The organism is Neisseria sp. (assembly GCF_030530745.1).
Classification (GTDB): domain Bacteria; phylum Pseudomonadota; class Gammaproteobacteria; order Burkholderiales; family Neisseriaceae; genus Neisseria.
The window spans coordinates 70,850-89,962 of sequence record NZ_JAUMUI010000009.1 but is presented as its reverse complement, the minus strand read 5'-3'; the positions used below and the strand labels follow the sequence as shown (position 1 = coordinate 89,962).

The 19,113-nt window shown below is 55.3% G+C and carries 17 protein-coding genes and 2 tRNA genes; 10 read left to right on the top strand and 9 right to left on the bottom strand.

Features of this window, described 5'->3' with window-relative positions:
- On the bottom strand, positions 1-366 hold a 366-nt coding region (locus Q3970_RS05215; RefSeq protein ID WP_303099545.1), incomplete at its 3' end, for a DUF4124 domain-containing protein.
- Between the two features lie 260 nt (positions 367-626).
- Here Q3970_RS05215 and guaB point away from each other — a divergent pair.
- From guaB to ftsB, 3 genes are all read left to right on the top strand, one after another.
- Complete coding sequence (gene guaB, locus Q3970_RS05210) at positions 627-2,090, top strand: IMP dehydrogenase (protein ID WP_303099544.1); 1,464 nt, start codon at positions 627-629, stop codon at positions 2,088-2,090.
- Between the two features lie 227 nt (positions 2,091-2,317).
- Complete coding sequence (gene eno, locus Q3970_RS05205) at positions 2,318-3,604, top strand: phosphopyruvate hydratase (protein ID WP_085367059.1); 1,287 nt, start codon at positions 2,318-2,320, stop codon at positions 3,602-3,604.
- A gap of 10 nt (positions 3,605-3,614) precedes the next feature.
- Entirely contained in the window at positions 3,615-3,890 is a 276-nt protein-coding gene (gene ftsB, locus Q3970_RS05200) for a cell division protein FtsB (protein WP_085367060.1), read from the top strand.
- Positions 3,891-3,988: 98 nt separating this feature from the next.
- Here ftsB and Q3970_RS05195 read toward each other — a convergent pair whose 3' ends face one another.
- Positions 3,989-5,266: an N-acetylmuramoyl-L-alanine amidase gene (locus Q3970_RS05195; RefSeq protein WP_303099543.1), complete on the bottom strand. Its 1,278-nt coding sequence runs from the start codon at positions 5,264-5,266 to the stop codon at positions 3,989-3,991.
- Positions 5,254-5,724 carry a tRNA (adenosine(37)-N6)-threonylcarbamoyltransferase complex ATPase subunit type 1 TsaE gene (gene tsaE / locus Q3970_RS05190; RefSeq protein WP_303099542.1) on the bottom strand — a complete coding sequence of 157 codons (471 nt, stop codon included), beginning with the start codon at positions 5,722-5,724 and terminating at the stop codon, positions 5,254-5,256. The genes Q3970_RS05195 and tsaE overlap by 13 nt, the downstream gene beginning before the upstream one ends.
- Before the next feature lie 242 nt (positions 5,725-5,966).
- Here tsaE and murI point away from each other — a divergent pair, with 242 nt between their 5' ends.
- Positions 5,967-6,779 (top strand): glutamate racemase, encoded by an 813-nt coding sequence (gene murI / locus Q3970_RS05185; protein ID WP_303099541.1) that lies wholly within the window; start codon positions 5,967-5,969, stop codon positions 6,777-6,779.
- 191 nt (positions 6,780-6,970) lie between these two features.
- On the opposite strand, the gene Q3970_RS05180 is transcribed toward murI, so the two are convergent.
- The 4 genes from Q3970_RS05180 to Q3970_RS05165 form a co-directional block, all read right to left on the bottom strand.
- On the bottom strand, positions 6,971-7,246 hold the full coding sequence (locus Q3970_RS05180; RefSeq protein WP_303099540.1) for a helix-turn-helix domain-containing protein: 276 nt from the start codon (positions 7,244-7,246) through the stop codon (positions 6,971-6,973).
- Positions 7,247-7,425: 179 nt separating this feature from the next.
- Positions 7,426-8,262 carry a pantoate--beta-alanine ligase gene (panC, locus tag Q3970_RS05175; protein ID WP_303099539.1) on the bottom strand — a complete coding sequence of 279 codons (837 nt, stop codon included), beginning with the start codon at positions 8,260-8,262 and terminating at the stop codon, positions 7,426-7,428.
- A 60-nt stretch (positions 8,263-8,322) separates the two neighbouring features.
- A complete protein-coding gene (gene panB / locus Q3970_RS05170; RefSeq protein WP_303099538.1) occupies positions 8,323-9,108 on the bottom strand; it encodes a 3-methyl-2-oxobutanoate hydroxymethyltransferase in 786 nt (261 codons plus the stop codon).
- Positions 9,109-9,212: 104 nt separating this feature from the next.
- A tRNA-Thr gene (locus tag Q3970_RS05165) sits at positions 9,213-9,288 on the bottom strand.
- Positions 9,289-9,462: 174 nt separating this feature from the next.
- On the opposite strand from Q3970_RS05165, the gene Q3970_RS05160 reads away from it, so the two are divergent.
- The 3 genes from Q3970_RS05160 (at position 9,463) to Q3970_RS05150 (ending at position 12,972) form a co-directional block, all read left to right on the top strand.
- Positions 9,463-10,233, top strand: a complete 771-nt coding sequence (locus Q3970_RS05160) for an MOSC domain-containing protein (RefSeq protein ID WP_303099537.1) — start codon at positions 9,463-9,465, stop codon at positions 10,231-10,233.
- A gap of 647 nt (positions 10,234-10,880) precedes the next feature.
- Positions 10,881-12,230 carry an aldehyde dehydrogenase family protein gene (locus Q3970_RS05155; protein WP_303099536.1) on the top strand — a complete coding sequence of 450 codons (1,350 nt, stop codon included), beginning with the start codon at positions 10,881-10,883 and terminating at the stop codon, positions 12,228-12,230.
- Position 12,231: 1 nt separating this feature from the next.
- Positions 12,232-12,972 carry a toxin-antitoxin system YwqK family antitoxin gene (locus Q3970_RS05150; RefSeq protein WP_303099535.1) on the top strand — a complete coding sequence of 247 codons (741 nt, stop codon included), beginning with the start codon at positions 12,232-12,234 and terminating at the stop codon, positions 12,970-12,972.
- Positions 12,973-13,042: 70 nt separating this feature from the next.
- Here Q3970_RS05150 and Q3970_RS05145 read toward each other — a convergent pair.
- A tRNA-Ser gene (locus Q3970_RS05145) sits at positions 13,043-13,136 on the bottom strand.
- 274 nt (positions 13,137-13,410) lie between these two features.
- A complete protein-coding gene (gene icd / locus Q3970_RS05140) occupies positions 13,411-14,649 on the bottom strand; it encodes an NADP-dependent isocitrate dehydrogenase (RefSeq protein ID WP_303099534.1) in 1,239 nt (412 codons plus the stop codon).
- Positions 14,650-14,898: 249 nt separating this feature from the next.
- On the opposite strand from icd, the gene Q3970_RS05135 reads away from it, so the two are divergent.
- The 3 genes from Q3970_RS05135 to dnaX all read left to right on the top strand — a co-directional run bounded on the left by Q3970_RS05135 (position 14,899) and on the right by dnaX (position 18,881).
- The gene (locus Q3970_RS05135; RefSeq protein ID WP_303099533.1) at positions 14,899-15,459 is read left to right on the top strand and encodes a pseudouridine synthase; all 561 of its coding nucleotides are present in this window, start codon (positions 14,899-14,901) and stop codon (positions 15,457-15,459) included.
- 138 nt (positions 15,460-15,597) lie between these two features.
- The gene (gene mltB, locus Q3970_RS05130; protein WP_303099532.1) at positions 15,598-16,677 is read left to right on the top strand and encodes a lytic murein transglycosylase B; all 1,080 of its coding nucleotides are present in this window, start codon (positions 15,598-15,600) and stop codon (positions 16,675-16,677) included.
- Positions 16,678-16,688: 11 nt separating this feature from the next.
- A complete protein-coding gene (gene dnaX / locus Q3970_RS05125) occupies positions 16,689-18,881 on the top strand; it encodes a DNA polymerase III subunit gamma/tau (RefSeq protein WP_303099531.1) in 2,193 nt (730 codons plus the stop codon).
- The last annotated feature ends 232 nt before the right edge of the window (positions 18,882-19,113 follow it).

Below are 19,113 nucleotides of genomic sequence, written 5' to 3'. Positions count from 1 at the left end.
TGCAAACTGGCGGTTGAGGCGGGCGGTTTTGCAGTTGTCGTCTTTCTGCTGGCGTTTTTGTTCTTCTATTTTTTTGTTGTGCTCTTCGATTTTTTTGTTTTCTTGGCTGATGGCATCGTTCAGCTGTTTTTGTTTATCAGCCAGCGAGCCTTCGCCTTCGGCGGGTTGGGGGGCGGGCGGCGGAGTAACGGTGCGGGTGCGCACGTTAACGGTTGATGCGTTGGAAACTTTCAGGTTTTGCGGCACATCGGAATAGCTGGTGCTGCCGTTTTTGCTTTTCCATGTGTAAACCTGGGCGACGGAAAACTGCGCCGGCAGCAGCAGGCAGGCGAGAACTGCGGTGCAGGCGGTGCGGGTAATGTGCATGGTTTTCTTTCTTTTGTGTTTTCGGAATAGGTTTTCAGACGGCCTTTATTGTACTGTTAAATCAGGTAAGTGTCATAACAAGTGCATTATTTGGCGATATAAAGGCCGTTACTGTTTGTATGGTTACAACGGTGGCGGCTTGGCGGCGGAGGTGTAATTTTCTTAAATTTTAGGTGGTTTGCAGTGGCAAACGGCTGTTAAGCGGGCGGCGGATTTGGTACAATGCCGTGCATCTTGCACAAACTGAAAGCCTGAGCATCATGCGTATCGTTGAAAAAGCCTATACCTTTGATGACGTTTTGCTGGTTCCTGCACATTCCCAAGTGCTGCCGCGCGACGTTAAACTCCAAACCCCGCTCACACGCGGAATCACGCTCAACACCCCCTTGCTCTCCGCCGCGATGGACACCGTAACCGAAGCCCGCTTGGCCATTTCGATGGCGCAGGAAGGCGGCATCGGCATCATCCACAAAAACATGACGCCCGAGCGCCAGGCCAATGCCGTGGCCAAAGTGAAGCGCCACGAAAGCGGTATCGTGAAAGACCCGGTAACCATTAAGCCCGAAATGCTGATCCGCGAGTTGGTGGAAATGCTCTCGAAGCGCAAGCGCAAAATGTCGGGCCTGCCGGTGGTGGAAAACGGCAAAGTGGTGGGCTTGGTAACCAACCGCGACCTGCGTTTTGAAAAGCGCCTCGACCAGCCCGTTTCGGCGATTATGACTCCGCGCGAGCGCCTGGTTACCGTGCCGGAAGGCACGTCTATCGAAGATGCGCGCGACGTGATGCACGAGCATAAGGTGGAACGCGTATTGGTGGTGAACGGCGATTGGGAACTCAAGGGCCTGATTACCGTGAAAGATATTCTCAAAACCACCGAGTTCCCCAACGCCAGCAAAGATTCAGACGGCCGCCTGCGCGTGGGCGCGGCGGTGGGTGTGGGCGCAGATACCGACGAGCGCGTGAAAGCGTTGGTTGAAGCGGGTGTGGACGTGATTGTGGTCGATACCGCCCACGGCCACAGCCAAGGCGTGCTCGACCGCGTGAAGTGGGTGAAACAAAATTACCCGCAGGTGCAGGTAATCGGCGGCAACATCGCCACCGCGCAAGCCGCACGTGATTTGGCGGCGGCCGGCGCGGATGCGGTGAAAGTGGGCATCGGCCCCGGCTCCATCTGCACCACCCGTATCGTGGCGGGCGTGGGCGTGCCGCAGCTGACCGCTATCCACAATGTGGCCGAAGCCTTGAAAGGCACGGGCGTGCCGCTGATTGCCGACGGCGGCATCCGTTTTTCGGGCGACATCGCCAAAGCGCTGGCCGCCGGTGCGCACTGCGTGATGTTGGGCGGTATGTTTGCCGGCACCGAAGAAGCGCCGGGCGAAATCGAGCTGTATCAGGGCCGTTCGTATAAGTCTTACCGAGGTATGGGTTCGCTGGGCGCGATGAGCCAGGGTTCGAGCGACCGCTATTTCCAAGATAAGGAAGACAGCGCCGACAAATATGTGCCCGAAGGCATCGAGGGCCGCGTGCCCTATAAAGGCCCGATTGTGCAGATTATCCACCAACTGGTCGGCGGCCTGCGTTCGAGCATGGGCTATCTGGGCTGCAAAACCATTGCCGAAATGCACGAAAAAGCCGAATTTGTGGAAATCACCGCCGCCGGCATGAGCGAATCGCACGTTCACGATGTGCAGATTACCAAAGAAGCACCGAACTACCACCGTTAACCGGTAGCGGGGCCGTCTGAAACGTTTTCAGACGGCCCCGTGTCAGGCTGCGGCTTGACATCAAGCAAGTTTTACCCGATTTGCCGCACAAACACTCGTTTCGGGAAGCGAGAATCGGTATAATCGGCGCCGTAATATTATTTCAGCGCAGCGGCTTCAGGTTCGTTTACAAGGCCGTCTGAAAAAGATTTTTCAAATGTAACAGCTTAAATTTTCAGGAGACTTTAATGAGCGCAATTGTTGATATTTTCGCCCGCGAAATTTTGGATTCACGCGGCAACCCCACCGTTGAGTGCGACGTATTGCTGGAAAGCGGCGTGATGGGCCGCGCCGCCGTGCCCAGCGGCGCCTCCACCGGCCAAAAAGAAGCCTTGGAGCTGCGCGACGGCGACAAAAGCCGCTATCTGGGCAAGGGCGTATTGCAGGCGGTGGAGCACGTTAACAACGAAATCGCCCAAGCCCTGATCGGTTTGGACGCTTCCGAACAAAGCTATATCGATCAAGTGATGATCGAATTGGACGGCACCGACAACAAAGGCCGCTTGGGCGCCAATGCCACCTTGGCCGTTTCGATGGCTGTTGCCCGCGCTGCCGCCGAAGACGCCGGCCTGCCGCTTTACCGCTACCTGGGTGGAGCCGGGCCGATGGCCATGCCCGTGCCGATGATGAATGTGATTAACGGAGGCGCACACGCCAACAACAGCCTCGATATCCAAGAATTCATGATTATGCCCGTGGGCGCGAAAAGCTTCCGCGAAGCCCTGCGCTGCGGCGCCGAGATTTTCCATGCCCTGAAAAAACTGTGCGACAGCAAAGGTTTCCCCACCACCGTGGGCGACGAAGGCGGTTTCGCACCCAACCTGGGCAGCCACGAAGAAGCCCTGCAACTGATGCAGGAGGCTGTGAGCGCCGCAGGCTATACACCCGGCGAAGACGTGTTGTTTGCCTTAGACTGCGCTTCCAGCGAATTCTATAAAGACGGCAAATACCACCTGAGCGCCGAAGGCTTGGCTTTGAGCAGCGAAGAGTTCGCCGATTATCTCGCCAGACTGGCCGATACCTATCCCATCATTTCCATTGAAGACGGCATGGATGAAAACGACTGGGCAGGCTGGAAACACCTCACCGAAAAACTCGGCAAACGCGTACAGCTCGTGGGCGACGACCTTTTCGTAACCAACCCCAAAATCCTGGCCGAAGGCATCGAACAAGGCATCGCCAACGCACTTTTGGTTAAAGTGAATCAAATCGGCACCCTGAGCGAAACCCTCAAAGCCGTTGATTTGGCCAAACGCAACCGCTACGCCAGCGTGATGAGCCACCGTTCGGGCGAAACCGAAGATTCCACCATCGCCGATTTGGCCGTGGCCACCAACTGCATGCAGATCAAAACCGGTTCCCTCAGCCGCTCTGACCGCATGGCCAAATACAACCAACTGCTGCGCATTGAAGAAGAGTTGGCTGAAGCCGCTTACTATCCCGGCCGCGCCGCGTTTTACCAACTGGGCAAATAAGGCGTAACGAATGAAGTGGGTAACACTGGTTTTAATCGCCGCCATCACATGGTTCCAGTACAGCCTTTGGATTTCCAAAGGCGGCTGGCGCGATATGTGGCGCTTGCAGGATAAAGTAGCCGAACAAGGAGAGAAAAACCAGGCACTCACCTTGCGCAACAACGCCTTGCAGGCGGAAGTAGACGACCTCGCCAAAGGGCAGGACGCCATCGCCGAAATCGCCCGCGTGGATTTGGGCTATATCCAAAACGGAGAAACTTATTACCGTTTGGTGTACCGGCGCTGATTTGCTTTGATTGGAAAAGGCCGTCTGAAAGGTTTCAGACGGCCTTGTTTTATTTTATAAATTAAAAGGGTATAAGCACTGCAATATCTGCCGCTTTATCAGCGGCGCAGCACGGCTTTGTTCAAATAGGATCTGATACCGCTGGCAATGGCTTGGGCGCTTTTTTGGCGGAACGAGGTACTGGCAAGCAGTTGTTCTTCAACAGGGTTGGAAAGAAACGCCGTTTCTACCAAAATCGAGGGAATGTCGGGGGCGCGCAATACGGCGAAGTTAGCTTGGTCGACATGGCCTTTGTGCAACTTGTTGAGTTTGCCTAATTCGCTCAATACGTTGCGGCCGAGTACCATGCTGTCTTTGATGGTGGCGGTTTGGGTCATATCAAGAAGGGCGCTGTCTACCTGGCGGTTGCCCACTTTCTGCACGCCGCCGATTAAGTCGGCGCTGTTTTGGGTTTGGGCGAGGAAGCGGGCGGCGGCGCTGGTGGCGCCTTTGGTGCTGAGTGCGTACACACCTGTTCCACGTGCACTGGGGCTGGTAAAGGAGTCGGCATGGATGGAAACAAACACGTCTGCTTTAAGCTGGCGGGCTTTGGCCACGCGCACACCCAACGGGATAAAAACATCTTCGTTGCGGGTCATATAGGTGCGGTAGCCCATAGCGTCGAGGCGCTTTTTGGTTTCACGGGCGATGGACAGTACTACGTCTTTTTCACGCAGGCCGCTCTTGCCGACGGCTCCCGGATCTTCTCCGCCATGACCGGGATCGAGCACGATAACGGGGCGCCGGTCGTGGCGGCGCGGTGCGGAGGGTGCGGGTGTGTCGACAACAACGGGTTGCCGTTCGCGCACGGGCGGGGTGGAGCCTGTTCCGTCGCTGCGGATTTTGCCTTGGGAATAATCGTTGAGCAGTGCCATCAGCGGATCATCGGCCTCTGCAGCCAGTGCTGTGGCGGCGGAGGGGTATAAATCCATTACCAGACGGTGGCGGAAGTTGGCTACGGGGGTGAGGGTGAAAACCTGCGGGTTGGCAGGCTGTTTGAGGTCAATAACCACGCGCACGGTAGAAGGTGTGTTTTGACCGACGCGGATGGTGCGGATATAGGGATCATTGCGCTGCACTTTTGCCGCCATGCCCTGCAGTACGTTGTTAAGTGCGGCACCTTCGATATCCACAACCAAACGGGCGGGGTTGTCGAGTGCGAAATGTTTGTATTTGAGGGCTTGTGAAGATTCGATGGTGATACGGGTATAGGCACTGGCGGGCCAGATACGTACGGCAACGAATTGGGCTGCGGCTTGGACGCCGAGGGGGGTAAGGGTGAACAACAGGCCCGCCGCAGCGCGGCGGACGATTTGGCGGCGTGTCAATTTAACCATGTTTCTAAACTTTTCTTGCCTTTTTCAGTGTGTGCGGTAAGCGTGCATTTGCGGCCCGCACCGTTGTGTTCGAGCATAACCGTAAGGTCGGCGGGGGGGACGGAAGTTCCGCCTTGTTGCGGCCATTCTATCAGGCACAGGCAGTTGGAGGAGAATAAGTCGTCCAATCCCGCATCCTGCCATTCTTCGGGCGAAGTAAAACGGTAGAGGTCGAAATGGTGCAGCAGGGTGAAGCGGGGCAGGGGATAGGATTCGACGATGGTGTAGGTGGGGCTCTTTACCGCGCCTTTGTAACCGGCGCCGCGTAACAGGCCTCGGGTGAAAGTGGTTTTGCCTGCGCCTAAATCACCTTGCAGATACACAACCAAAGGCGGCATAACGGTGGCGGCCCAGCTTCCGCCCAGCTGCAGCGTGGCATCTTCATCGGGCAGGAAACGGGTAATCGTTGCCAAATCCATATCGGTTTCTCGCTTGCGGTCAGTATTGATGAAAATATCAGGCCGAATTATGCGTCAATTCAGATGGCTTGGAAACCGTAAAAAACGATAAATTGGATTAAGAAGCCGTTACGGCGGTCTCCGGCCCTGCACGTGCCGGGTATGGCCGGAGCGGGAAACGGTGTACAATCCCGCACCGTTAACCAATAACAAAAAGGCCGTCTGAAAAGGCTGCCGGTTTTTCAGACGGCCTAGGTGCAAACATGAACAATACTGCTAAACAACGCCCCATCGGGGTATTTGATTCCGGCGTGGGCGGCTTAACCAACGTGCGCGCGCTGATGGAGCGGCTGCCGATGGAAAACATCGTTTATTTCGGCGACACCGCCCGCGTGCCCTATGGCGTGAAATCGCGAGCCACCATTGAAACCTTCACCACCCAAATCGTTGATTTTCTGCTGCAAAACGAGGTAAAGGCATTGGTAGTGGCCTGCAATACCATCGCCGCCGTTGCCGGGCAGAAGGTGCGTTCGGCGGCGGGCAATATGCCTGTGCTCGACGTGATTACCGCCGGTGCCGAAGCAGCGCTGCAAACCACCTGCAACGGCCATATCGGCATCATCGCCACCAGCACCACCGTTAACAGCAACGCCTATGCCCGTGCCATTCACAGCCGCAATTCCGACGCGCGCGTACAGTCGCAGGCCTGCCCGCTGCTGGTGCCGCTGGTGGAGGAGGGCTGGCTAGATCACGAAGTAACCCGTTTGACTGCGCGTGAATATCTGAAGCCTCTGCTGGCCGACGATATTGATACACTGGTGTTGGGCTGCACGCATTACCCGCTGTTAAAGCCGCTGCTGCGGGAAGAAGCGCCGGGGGTGACGCTGGTTGATTCCGCGCTCACCACCGCCGAAGCCACCGCCAAAGCGCTGGCCGGTGCCGACTTGCTCAACACCTGCAATACCGCGCCCGACTACCGCTTTTATGTGAGCGATATTCCCTTGCGCTTCCGCACGATAGGCGAGCGCTTTTTGGGGCGCAGTATGGATCAGATTGAAATGGTTGCGTTGGGCTAGGGGCTGTCGGCACAGCGCAACGGCGGTATTTTGGGTCAAAATATCCCGTCTGCGGCGTTAAATCAGTCGGCAGTTCGGATATAAAATTCTCTTTGTATCTGAAAGAAAAGGATAAATGTTATGAAGCTTGGTGCGGCAATACCGTAGTGAAAGTGTGATTCACTATATTGCGGCTGCTGTATTTGACTGTGCTATCCCATCATATCCAGCCGCTCCTGTGGCGGCAGTAAAAGTTGGTAGGCGGGCACGCCGAGGGCGGTTGCCATTTTTTCGATGTTCGACAATGCGATATTCCAGCGCTTGCGTTCCACTGCCGAAACATAAGTGCGGTCCAGCCCGCACCGGCGTGCCAGTTCTTCTTGCGACCAGCCTTGGTTCACGCGGAAAAGGCGCATATTGTAGGCCAGCACGGCCCGCAAATCATCTTCGGCAGGCAGCGTGGCAGGAGCGGTCAGTTTGTTGCCCATGGTGTTTCCTTTTGAATTTGCTTTCACGGATTTTACTTCACTGAATAAAAAAATCAATCTTACCGCCGTGAAACCGGGTGTTTCTCTGTACCGGCTTGAGATCTTTGTACAAATACGGAGGCCGTCTGAAACATAAAATGCTTTCAGACGGCCTTTAATTGATTGTTGTAGCGGTCAGGTCAGCCTAAATACACTTCGATATTATCAATCAGGCGTGTGCCGCCCAAACGCGCGGCGGCGAGTATCACCAGGTTTTTATCGCCCGCGTGGGCAACGCTCAAATCGTCGGCGCGGCGCACTTCGATGTAATCGACCGTCCAGCCGGCTTCACCGAGGCGTTGCGCGGCGGCCTGTTCGAGCACGGCATAAGCGAGGTTGCCGCTGCGGACAGCATCGGCGATGGCGCGCAGTTCGCGGTAAAGTCGGGGGGCTTCGGCGCGCTCCTGTTCGTTTAAATATTGGTTGCGGCTGGAAAGTGCGAGGCCGTCTGAAGCGCGGCCGGTATCCACCGGCACGATATCGGTGTTGATGTTGAGGTCTTCCACCAAGCCTTTAATCACGGCCAGCTGCTGGTAGTCTTTCTTGCCGAAACAGGCCGCATCGGGCTGCACGATATTGAACAGCTTGGTTACCACGGTAGCCACGCCGCGGAAATGGCCGGGGCGGAATTTGCCGCACAATTCGTTTTGCAGGTTGGGCGGCTCCACGTTGTAACGCTGCTCCACATTGGGATACAGCTCTTTTTCGTCGGGAGCGAACACCACGGCCACGCCTTCGTTTTCCAGCTTGGCGGCATCCTGCTGCAAAGTGCGCGGGTATTTGTCGAAATCTTCGCCCTGGCCGAATTGCAGGCGGTTGACGAAGATGCTCACTACCACGTTGCCGGCGCGCTGTTTGGCTTCGCGCACCAGCGCCAGATGGCCTTCGTGCAGATTGCCCATGGTCGGCACGAAAGCAACCGTTCCGGCGTTTTTGCGCCACTCGCGCAATTCGTGAATCGTGTGGATGATTTGCATAAGGTTTTCCTGAAAAATTTTCAGACGGCCTGAAGCGTTCAGAAAGGCCGTCTGAAAAAATTAAAACGTGTGTTCGGCTGCGGGGAAGGTTTTGTTTTTCACCGCCGCCACATAAGCCGCCACGGCTGCCTGAATGCCGGTTTGCCCTTCCATAAAGTTTTTCACGAAACGGGCGGTTTTGCCGGGAAACACGCCCAGCATATCGTGCATCACCAGCACCTGGCCGTCGCAATCCGCGCCCGCGCCGATGCCGATGGTGGGGCAGCTCACGCTTTCGGTTACCTGTTTGCCCAAAGCCGCGGGCACACATTCCATCAGAATCAGCGCCGCACCGGCCTTGTCGTGCGCTTCGGCATCGTTGAGCAGAGCTTGAGCTTTGTCGCCTTTGCCCTGCACTTTATAGCCGCCGAACGCGTGCACCGACTGCGGCGTTAAGCCGATATGGGCGCACACGGGAATGCCGCGCAACTGCAAAAATTCGGTGGTTTCGGCCATCCACACGCCGCCTTCGAGCTTGACCATATGCGCGCCGGCAGCCATCAGTTCGGCAGCGGCGGCAAACGCCTGTTCTTTGCTCTGCTGGTAGGCGCCGAACGGCAGGTCACTGATAATCATGGCGTTTTTCGTGCCGCGTGCCACTGCGGCGGTGTGGTAGCACATATCGCCGAGGGTAACGGGCAAAGTGGATTGATACCCCTGCACGGTCATGCCGAGCGAATCACCCACCAGCAGCACGTCCACACCGGAATTATCCATCAGTGCGGCGAAGCTGGCTTCGTAGGCAGTGAGCATGGCGATTTTTTCGCCTTCGGCTTTCATTTTTTGCAGGGTGTTGACGGTAATCATGTTTCAGACGGCCTCCAGGTTAAGACGGACATATTATGGGGTTTTCCCGGCAAATTGCAACCAAAGTAAAACAGCCCGACCGATGGGGTCAGGCTGTTTTTATATGGTGCCGGCACCAAGAGTCGAACTCGGGACCTTCTGATTACAAGTCAGCTGCTCTACCAACTGAGCTATACCGGCTGAAAGAAACGCATATTATGCCTCTCTCGTCAGGCTTTGGCAAGTGCTTTTGAAGCGGCTATGAAAAAACTTTCTAAAGATATTGTTTTGTCGGTGGATTATTTTCAGACGGCCTGAAGCATTGCGAATCATGTATGATTCGGAGGCCAATAATTCCGATTTAAAGGCATTGTTATGAAACTGATCGAAATCACTTATTATCCTGTCAAATCCATGCGCGGCATTTCCACGGAGCACGCCGAAATCCGCCCCGAAGGGCTGTTGCACGACCGGGAATGGCTGCTCAGCTTGCCCGACGGACGCTTCATTACCGCACGGCAGTTTCCGCAGCTGCTGCTCTGGCAGGCCGAGCCGGTTTCAGACGGCCTCAAGCTAACCGCGCCCGACGGTGGCAGCCTCACCGTTTACCACAACAATTTCAACCGCACCGGCGAAGTTTCGGTTTGGAAAGACACCTTTGCCGCACACCACGGCGACGAATGCGCCGATGCCTGGTTGAGCCGAAAAATCGGCACGCCCTGCCGTTTGAACTGGCTGGGTAGCCGCAGCACACGCCTATTGGATTATTCGCAAACACCGCTGTCGTTTGCCGACGGCGCACCTTACCTGCTGGCCAACACTGCTTCGTTGCAGGCGCTGAACGGCAGTTTGGACACGCCCGTAGAAATGCGCCGTTTCCGCGCCAACTTGATGTTCGACGGCACGGAGGCTTATGAAGAAGAAGGCTGGAAACGCATCGCCGTCGGATCGGTGGCATTCGAACTGTTCAAGCCCTGCACCCGCTGCGTGATGACCACGGTGGATTTGGCCAGCGGCGAAAAACATCCGCAACAGCAGCCGCTGAAAACGTTGGCCGAAACCCGAAAAGCCATTTTCGGTGTGAACATGGTGGCGTTGGACACCGGCAGAGTGGCCGTGGGCGACAAGGTGGAAGTGCTGGTGTAGGCAGTTTGAAAAATATGAACCGCTCCCTAAATCTTTGGCAAGCCGGGGGTCTGTTGAGAATTGAGCGGTGAGGCAGTTTTTTGAGGCAAAAAGCGCAGCAAAATCGAATACCTTGCGGGCATTTTAGCTTTGCAAGCCCGCTACGCTGCCTAACACAGCAGACGGGGTATTTGGGCTCAAAATACTGCCGTTGCATTGCGCCGGCAGCCCCTAAGGTTCTGCTGCGGTAAAACACCTGCGGCATAAAAACTTACTACCGTACTGTCTGTGGCTTGCTGCCTTGTGGCAAAAATAAGTTTTTCCGCTGTAAGCCGCCGTATAGCAAAGCTTCACCCGATCTGATAATTGCAGAAACGGTGTTTTTCTTTCAGACGGCTTTGGGTTTATCGTGAACGGCGGCGGGCAGCAGGCCGGAGTTTGCGGTGAATCTGCCAATAGCCGTATAACTTCGCAGACATATTATTTTTCTACTTTATTTATAGTTTTTAAAGTAACAAAACTGCCGATTGTATCTGTAAAACACCGTTAAAACACATTTTTTAAGCCGTTTCGGAAAATATCTTTAAAATACGAAGTCCACCACTATAATATTAACAGGCTGCGGCGGAAATACCGCATGGGTGCAGCCGGTATTTTCGGAGCAAACCGTGTTTCGCAGCACACATATCCTCAGTGGCAAAACCCTATACGAACGTGCCGCACAGCCTATGGAAGAGTTCGAATATGAGTTGCGCCGCCTGCAGTACCGCCAGCGCGAATTTGCCGCCTTAAAGGTAACCGAACGTGCAGCTTTGCTGCAGGATTTTGCCGACAGGCTGGCAGCCGGCCGCGACTGCCTGGCTGAGATGATTTGCGAAGAGGTCGGCCGCTGCCTGCGGGAATGCGAAGCCGAATTAGACAAATCGGTAGAGCTTGTCCGCTATTACGCCCATCTTGCCCCCGAGCTGCTGGCGCATAAAACGATTGCCACTCAAGCTGCCCTGAGCCAGGTGCGTTTCGAACCTTTGGGCATTGTGCTGGCCGTGATGCCGTGGAACTATCCCGTTTGGCAGGTGCTGCGCTTTGCCGTTCCCGCCCTGTGCGCGGGAAACGGCTGCATGGTAAAGCCCGCGCCAAGCGTCGGCCGGGTAACCGAAGCGCTGTTTGAACTGGTAGGGAAAGATTTGCCGGCCGGTGTGGCCTGGCTGGCCGAACCTGATGTCCGCCACGCGGTAGCCCGCACCGATGCGCTGGCTTTTACCGGTTCCACCGATATCGGCCGCCGTTTGGCGGCACAAGCCGGCCTGTATATGAAAAAAACCGTATTGGAGCTGGGTGGCAGCAATGCGTTTATCGTGATGAACGATGCGGATTTGGCGCAAGCCGCAAAAGACGCCTGTTATTCGCGTTTCCGTGATGCGGGACAGTCGTGCAATGCAGCCAAGCGCATTATCGTTACCGAGGCGGTGGCCGATGAATTTATCCCGCTGTTTCTTGAAGAGTGCGCCAAATTGAAAATCGGCGATCCGATGGATCCGCAAACCACATTGGCGCCGCTGCACCGTCGCGACTTGCGTGAAAAAATCCACTGTCAAGTGCTTGATGCGCTGGTAAACGGTGCCGAGGTCTTGTGCGGCGGCCAAATTCCCGAATGTACCGAAAAAGGCTGGTTTTATCCGGCAACCGTGCTGGACAAAGTCAACCGCAACTGCCGCGTATATCACGAAGAGGTTTTCGGCCCCGTGGCCGTTATTCTGCGCGCTTTAGGCGAAGAACACGCCGTTGCGCTGGCAAACGACAGCCCTTTCGGGCTCGGTGCCAGCATTTATGCGAAAGACACCGCCAAAGCATGGCAGTTTGCATCCAAACTGCAAACCGGCGCGGTTTACATCAACCGGCACACCAGCAGCGACTTGCGCCTGCCGTTCGGCGGTGTCAAAGCTTCAGGCTACGGCAGGGAATTATCCGAATTCGGTTTATATGAATTTGTAAACGTGAAATCTTACTGGCAAAAATGATATGAAACGGTTTTGGCATACCGGATTAACGGTATTGGTGCTGGCGGGCATTCCGCCGGCCGCAGCAGCGCAGATGCATGAAATTTATTTCAACCGGCAAGGGCAGCTTACGGCCACCATGTCGGCGGTAGCCTATGTGCGCCAATACGAAATCAAAGACGGCACAGCAAAGGCACAGGATTTTTATTATCCCTCGATGAAAAAATATTCCGATCCCTACCAAGTGCCGGCCTCGCAGATCAAAATATTCGTACCCACCCTCAACAACGGCACGTTTACCCTGTGGCATTTCAACGGCAGGAAGAAAATGAGCGGCACCTATAAAAACGGCAAACCCGACGGTGTGTGGACCAACTGGTATCCCAACGGCAAAAAGTCTGCCGTGATGCCGTATGTGGCAGGCAAAAGTGAAGGCATAGGGGCGCGTTATTACCGGAACGGCAACAAGGAGAGCCAGATCCAGTTTAAAAACAACAAAGCCAACGGTTTTTGGAAACAATGGTATGCAAACGGCAAACCGAAAACCGAAATGATGATGCAGGACGATAAACCCGTTAACATCGTAAGCTGGAACGAAGACGGCCTGCTTCTTTCAGAAATAACATTAGACGACGGCCGTCAAAACGGCATTATGCTTGATTGGCATCCGAACGGTGCAAAAAAATCAGAGGCGGTTTATCAAGACGGCAGTCTGATTAAAAAAATTGTTTGGGATGAAGATGGTTACGTACTTTCCGAATGATTTTGGAAAGTACGGGTATAAGGATTGGATTGAAATAAAAAACCAAGCTTCAGCTTGGTTTTTTTTTATTTGGCGGAGTAGGAGGGATTCGAACCCTCGATCCAGGTTTTAGCCCAGATGCACCCTTAGCAGGGGTGTGCCTTCAGCCTCTCAGCCACTACTCCGTAAAGAAGCGTGAACTATAAACAAGTCTGTTTGGAGTGTCAAGCAGGTTGCGATCTTTTAGGCCGTCTGAAAATTAAATTTTTGAATTTAATTTGAATTCATCAAAATTCCTTTTCGGTTGCCCCTCTGCCGTTCACGGCGGTAGAGTTTGATTTTATCCGGCAGGGGCATAACCCCTGCCAAATGTCATCTTGTGTATTGAAGCATGTTGTGTGCGTCTGTGAAAGAAAAAGCCGTGCAGAAAATGCTGCACGGCTTTTTCAGACGGCCTGATTACATGCGTTCGATCATGGCTTTACCGAAAGCGGAGCAGGATACTTCGTCGGCACCGTCCATCAGGCGGGCGAAGTCGTAGGTAACCTGTTTGTCGCCGATGGCTTTTTCCATGGATTCGATAACCAAATCGGCGGCTTCTTTCCAGCCCAGATGGCGCAGCATCATTTCGGCAGACAGAATCAGCGAACCGGGGTTCACTTTATCTTGGCCGGCGTATTTCGGCGCGGTGCCGTGGGTGGCTTCGAATACGGCGTATTGGTCGGAAATATTGGCGCCCGGGGCGATGCCGATACCGCCCACTTGGGCTGCCAGCGCGTCGGAGATGTAGTCGCCGTTGAGGTTGAGGGTGGCGATTACGTCGTATTCTGCGGGGCGCAATACGATTTGTTGCAGGAAGGCGTCGGCAATGGCGTCTTTAACGATGATTTCTTTGCCGGTTTTCGGGTTTTTGAATTTGCACCACGGGCCGCCGTCGATCAGTTCGGCACCGAATTCTTTTTGCGCCAGCTCGTAGCCCCAGTCGCGGAAGCCGCCTTCGGTAAACTTCATGATGTTGCCTTTGTGTACCAAAGTTACGCTGTCGCGGTCGTTGTCGATGGCGTATTGGATGGCGGCGCGCACCAGGCGGGTGGTGCCTTCTTTAGACACGGGCTTGATGCCGATGCCTGAAGTGGAGGGGAAGCGGATTTTTTTTACGCCCATTTCGTTCTGCAGGAAGGCGATCACTTTTTTAGCGGCTTCGCTTTCGGCTTCCCATTCGATACCTGCATAAATATCTTCGGTGTTTTCACGGAAAATCACCATATCGGTTTTGCTCGGGTCTTTCAGCGGAGAGGGCACGCCGTTGAAATAGCGCACGGGGCGCACGCATTGGTAAAGGTCGAGCTCTTGGCGCAGCGCCACGTTGAGCGAGCGGATGCCGCCGCCCACGGGGGTGGTCATCGGGCCTTTGATGGATACGGAATATTCTTTCAGGGCTTCCAGCGTTTCTTCGGGCAGCCATACGTTGTCGCCGTAAACACGGGTGGCTTTCTCGCCGGCATAAACTTCCATCCAGTGGATTTTTTTCTCGCCACCATAAGCCTTGGCTACGGCCGCATCGATTACGTTAATCATAACGGGGGTGATGTCTACGCCGATGCCGTCGCCTTCGATGAAGGGGATAATCGGGTTGTTGGGAATGGCTTGGCCGGGAACGATTTTTTGGCCTTCGGCGGGTACTTTGATATGACTCATGGTGTCTCCTGTTTTTTACGGGTTTTTTTCTTGACGGTTTTGTTTTGAGACATTGCGCTTGCGGTTTGGCGGAGCATAACGGGCGCAATGCCTCGGAAGCCTACGGAAATATAAACGGTTCCGCACACATAATGCTTGGGAATTATGCTTGATTTTTGCTTCTTGTGCTAGTGGCTGTTAACAATTGGTTTCGGATAAGGCACGGCAGCGGGTAGAATAAGGTTGCAGACAAATACGGTGCCGACAATCATGAAAAACCTGATAGCCTTTAACAAACCCTACGGCGTAATCTGCCAGTTTTCGCCGCACGAAACACATAAGAGCCTGAAAGATTATATTGATGCGCCGGGTTTTTACCCCGCAGGGCGTTTAGACACCGACAGCGAAGGCCTATTGCTGTTAACCGATAACGGTCGCTTGCAGGCACAGATTGCCGAACCTAAGCACGGCAAAGAAAAAACCTACTGGGCACAGGTGGAAGGCAGCCCCGACGAAGCCCGGCTCGATATGCTGCGAAAAGGCGTGGATTTGGGCAGTTTTATTACCCGTCCGGCAAAGGTTAGGGTTTTACGGCCCGAAGAAACCGCCCGTTTGTGGTCGCGCAACCCGCCCGTGCGCGAACGCAAAACCGTGCCCGATTTCTGGCTTGAAATCACCATCAGCGAAGGCAAAAACCGCCAGGTGCGGCGGATGACGGCTAAAGCGGGTTATCCCTGTCTGCGTTTGGTGCGGGTGGCCGTGGGGCGGCTGAACCTGTTCGAGCTGGGCATAGAGCAGGGCGCTTGGGCGTTTTGTAAAACTATGCCTTGAATGCTTTTCAGACGGCCTCCGGCACATATCAAGGCCGTCTGAAAAAAGACGGGTGTCAAAACCGCCCTGTCTTTAACCGCCACGGTAAATTTGATACACTGCACGCCTGATTTTTCACACACAGAAAATGAATTACTCATGAAAAAAACCGCCCTGATCGCGCTTTCTGCATTGGTTTTGGCATCATGCAGCAGCGACACCCGAACCGTCAGCCCGAGTTCCGCAGAAGAAACGCCGGTTCCGCCCGCCGCCAAACGCCCCGTATTCGACCATCCGGCAGATTCGGTGGCCGTAGGCGGGTTTAACGCCAATGTTAATGTGCAGAAATTTATCGCCCACGAAACCGCAAGCGGCAAATTTTCGACGGGCGAATTGCAAAGCTTTTTCGACAGCGTGATTTACAAGGGCAACATCATCAGCATCATGAACCGCCCCGGCACCTCGCGCCCGTGGTATGAATTCCGCACCGGCAATTCGGGCGCGGCCAGAATTGCCAGCGGCAAGCGTTTTTACGCCCGGCATCAGGCAACTATTGACGCTGTGGCCAAAAGCTACGGCGTGCCTGCCGAAATCATCGTGGCCATTATCGGCATCGAAACCAATTACGGCACCAATATGGGCAGCTTCCGCCTGGCCGATTCGCTGAGCACGCTGGCGTTCGATTACCCGCGCCGCGCCGAATTTTTTCAGAAAGAGCTGCACGAATTTCTGCTGATGGCCAAAGAAGAAAAGCGCGACGTGTTCGGCTTTAAAGGCAGCTATGCCGGCGCGATGGGTATGCCGCAGTTTATGCCTTCAAGCTTCCGCAAATATGCGGTCGATTACGACGGCGACGGCCGCCGCGACATCTGGAACAACATCGGCGACGTGGCCGCATCGGTGGCCAACTACATGAAAGCCCACGGCTGGCAGACCAACGGCAAAATGGTGGTGCCGGTTACGCTCACCATCACCCAAGAGCTGCAAAACATCATCGATGAAAAAACCGCGCTCACCCGCACCGTGGGCGATTTGAAACGCTTGGGCGTTACCCCGCAGGAAGTGGTAAGCGACGACGAAAAAGCCGTGCTCTACCGCCTCGAAACCGCCCCGGGCGTGTATGAATACTATATCGGTTTGAATAATTTCTACACCGTTTGGCAGTATAACCACAGCCGCATGTATGTAACCGCCGTGCGCGACATCGCCAACGGCGTGAGCGGCAATTACCGTTTGTAAAGCAATCAGTTATGGCCTATCAAGTTCTCGCCCGCAAGTGGCGGCCCAAAACCTTCGCCGATCTGGTCGGGCAGGAGCACGTTGTCAAAGCCTTGCGCAACGCGCTCGACGAAGGCCGTCTGCACCATGCCTACCTGCTCACCGGCACGCGCGGGGTGGGCAAAACCACCATCGCGCGCATTCTCGCCAAAAGCCTGAACTGCGAAACGCCCTCGCACGGCGAGCCTTGCGGTGTGTGCCAAAGCTGCACGCAGATTGACGCGGGGCGTTATGTCGATCTTTTGGAAATCGACGCCGCTTCCAACACCGGCATCGACAACATCCGCGAAGTGCTCGAAAACGCCCAATACGCGCCTACTGCCGGCAAATACAAAGTCTATATCATCGACGAAGTGCATATGCTCTCGAAAAGCGCGTTCAACGCCATGCTCAAAACGCTGGAAGAACCGCCCGGGCACGTGAAGTTCATTCTCGCCACCACCGACCCGCACAAAGTTCCGGTTACCGTGCTGAGCCGCTGTTTGCAATTCGTGCTGCGCAATATGACCACCCAGCAGGTGGCCGACCATTTGGCGCATGTGCTCACGGTGGAGCAGATTGCCTACGAAGCGCCCGCCCTGCAACTGTTGGGGCGAGCGGCGATGGGTTCGATGCGCGACGCGTTAAGCCTGCTCGACCAAGCGATTGCCATGGGTTCGGGCAGCGTAACCGAGCACGACGTGCGCCAGATGATAGGCGCGGTAGACAAACACTATCTTTACGAGCTGCTGCAAGGCATTGTCAACCAAGACGGCGAAGCGCTGCTCTCGAAAGCGCAGGAAATGGCCGCGCGCGCCATCGGTTTCGACAACGCCTTAAGCGAGCTGGCCATGCTTCTGCAACGTTTGGCGCTGGCGAAAACCGTGCCCGCCGCCGTTGCCGGCGACCCCGAACACGAAACCCTGCTGCGCCTGTCGCAATACCTGAGCGGCGAGCAGATTCAGCTTTATTACCAATGCGCCATCCGCGGCAAACACGATTTGAGCCTCGCACCCGACGAATACGCAGGCTTCGTAATGACGCTTTTGCGTATGCTCGCCTTCGCCCCGATTGCCGCCAAAGCCCATGATGCCGACGGTGTTATCGAAGGCACGCAGCTGCACAACCCCGAGCACACGGAACCCGCCGCAAAAAAGCCCCTGATTCTGCCGGAGAAACCGTCTGAAACCTTGGTTTCAAACACGGACGCAGATATTGTTCAAGATACCGTTCAGACGACGGCCTCACACCACGCAAACAGGTCGTCTGAAAGCAGCGGCGGCAATCCGGCAGAAGACACGCCGCGGTGGGAAGATACGGCAGAATCCGCCGGATTATCCGAACCGCCCGCTGCGGCTGCCGACAACATTCAGACGACCGGCCCCGCAACGGCAACACCCGCCGAAACGCCGGCCGCCGCACCCGACACACCGGCAACCGTGCCGCAGCCTGCCGTTTCTGCACCGGACGAAACATTGCCGCCGGCGGAGAACACCGCCGCCGCCGAACCCGTTTTTGCAGAAGAAGCGGTTGGTGCAGGCGGCAACACCTTTCAGACGGCCTCTGTTGAAGAAACCGGCTTTGAGCACGGCTTTTACGATTATCCCGACGAACCGCCGTATTTCCCCGAAAACGACGATTCCCCTCTGCCGCCCGCCGATTTGCCAGTAGAAGATATGTTCGGTGCGGAAGCAGGGCAGGTGGAAGAAGCGGCGGATGACAGCGGTGCAAACGGAGAGGAGACGGAAGGCGAAACCGCCTTTGCCGCGCTGCCCGATTTGGCGCCCGAAAACTGGCCGCAGATTGCCAAACGCCTGGCCGCCAAACTCGGCGCCGCGCAAATGATCGCCCAAAACGCCGCCTTTACCCGCTACGATGCCGAAAACGGCCTGCTGGTGTTTGCCCTCACCCAAGAGGCCCGAGCCACTACCAACAAAGAGCGGTTGGACAAAATCCAAAACACGCTGGCCAAAGCCTACGGTTTAACCTTGAAGCTGCAAACCGAAGCCTGGCGCGACGACGCAGGCTGGGAAACCCCCGTGATGCACCGCAACCGCCTGCAAATCGAAGGCCGCCGACAGGCGCAGCAACTGCTCGAAGCCGACCCCGCCGCCCGGCAGATTTTGCAGCTTTTCGAGGCGCAATGGCTGCCGGAAACGCTGGAATTGAAGCAGGCGCAGGAATAACGCAGGCCGTCTGAAAGCCTTGCCAAACCGTTCAGACGGCCTTAATTGAGTTGGCTGACAACTATAGTTAATCAACTTAAGAAAAAATAACGGACGTCATACTCGGGCTTGACCCGAGTATCTCAAAACTTGATGAAACGCAAGATACCCGGGTCAAGCCCGGGCATGACGGAGCTGTTACTGAATTAAGTAGTTTAACTATAAACTTACTTTTTTAATCACAAACCTTAAA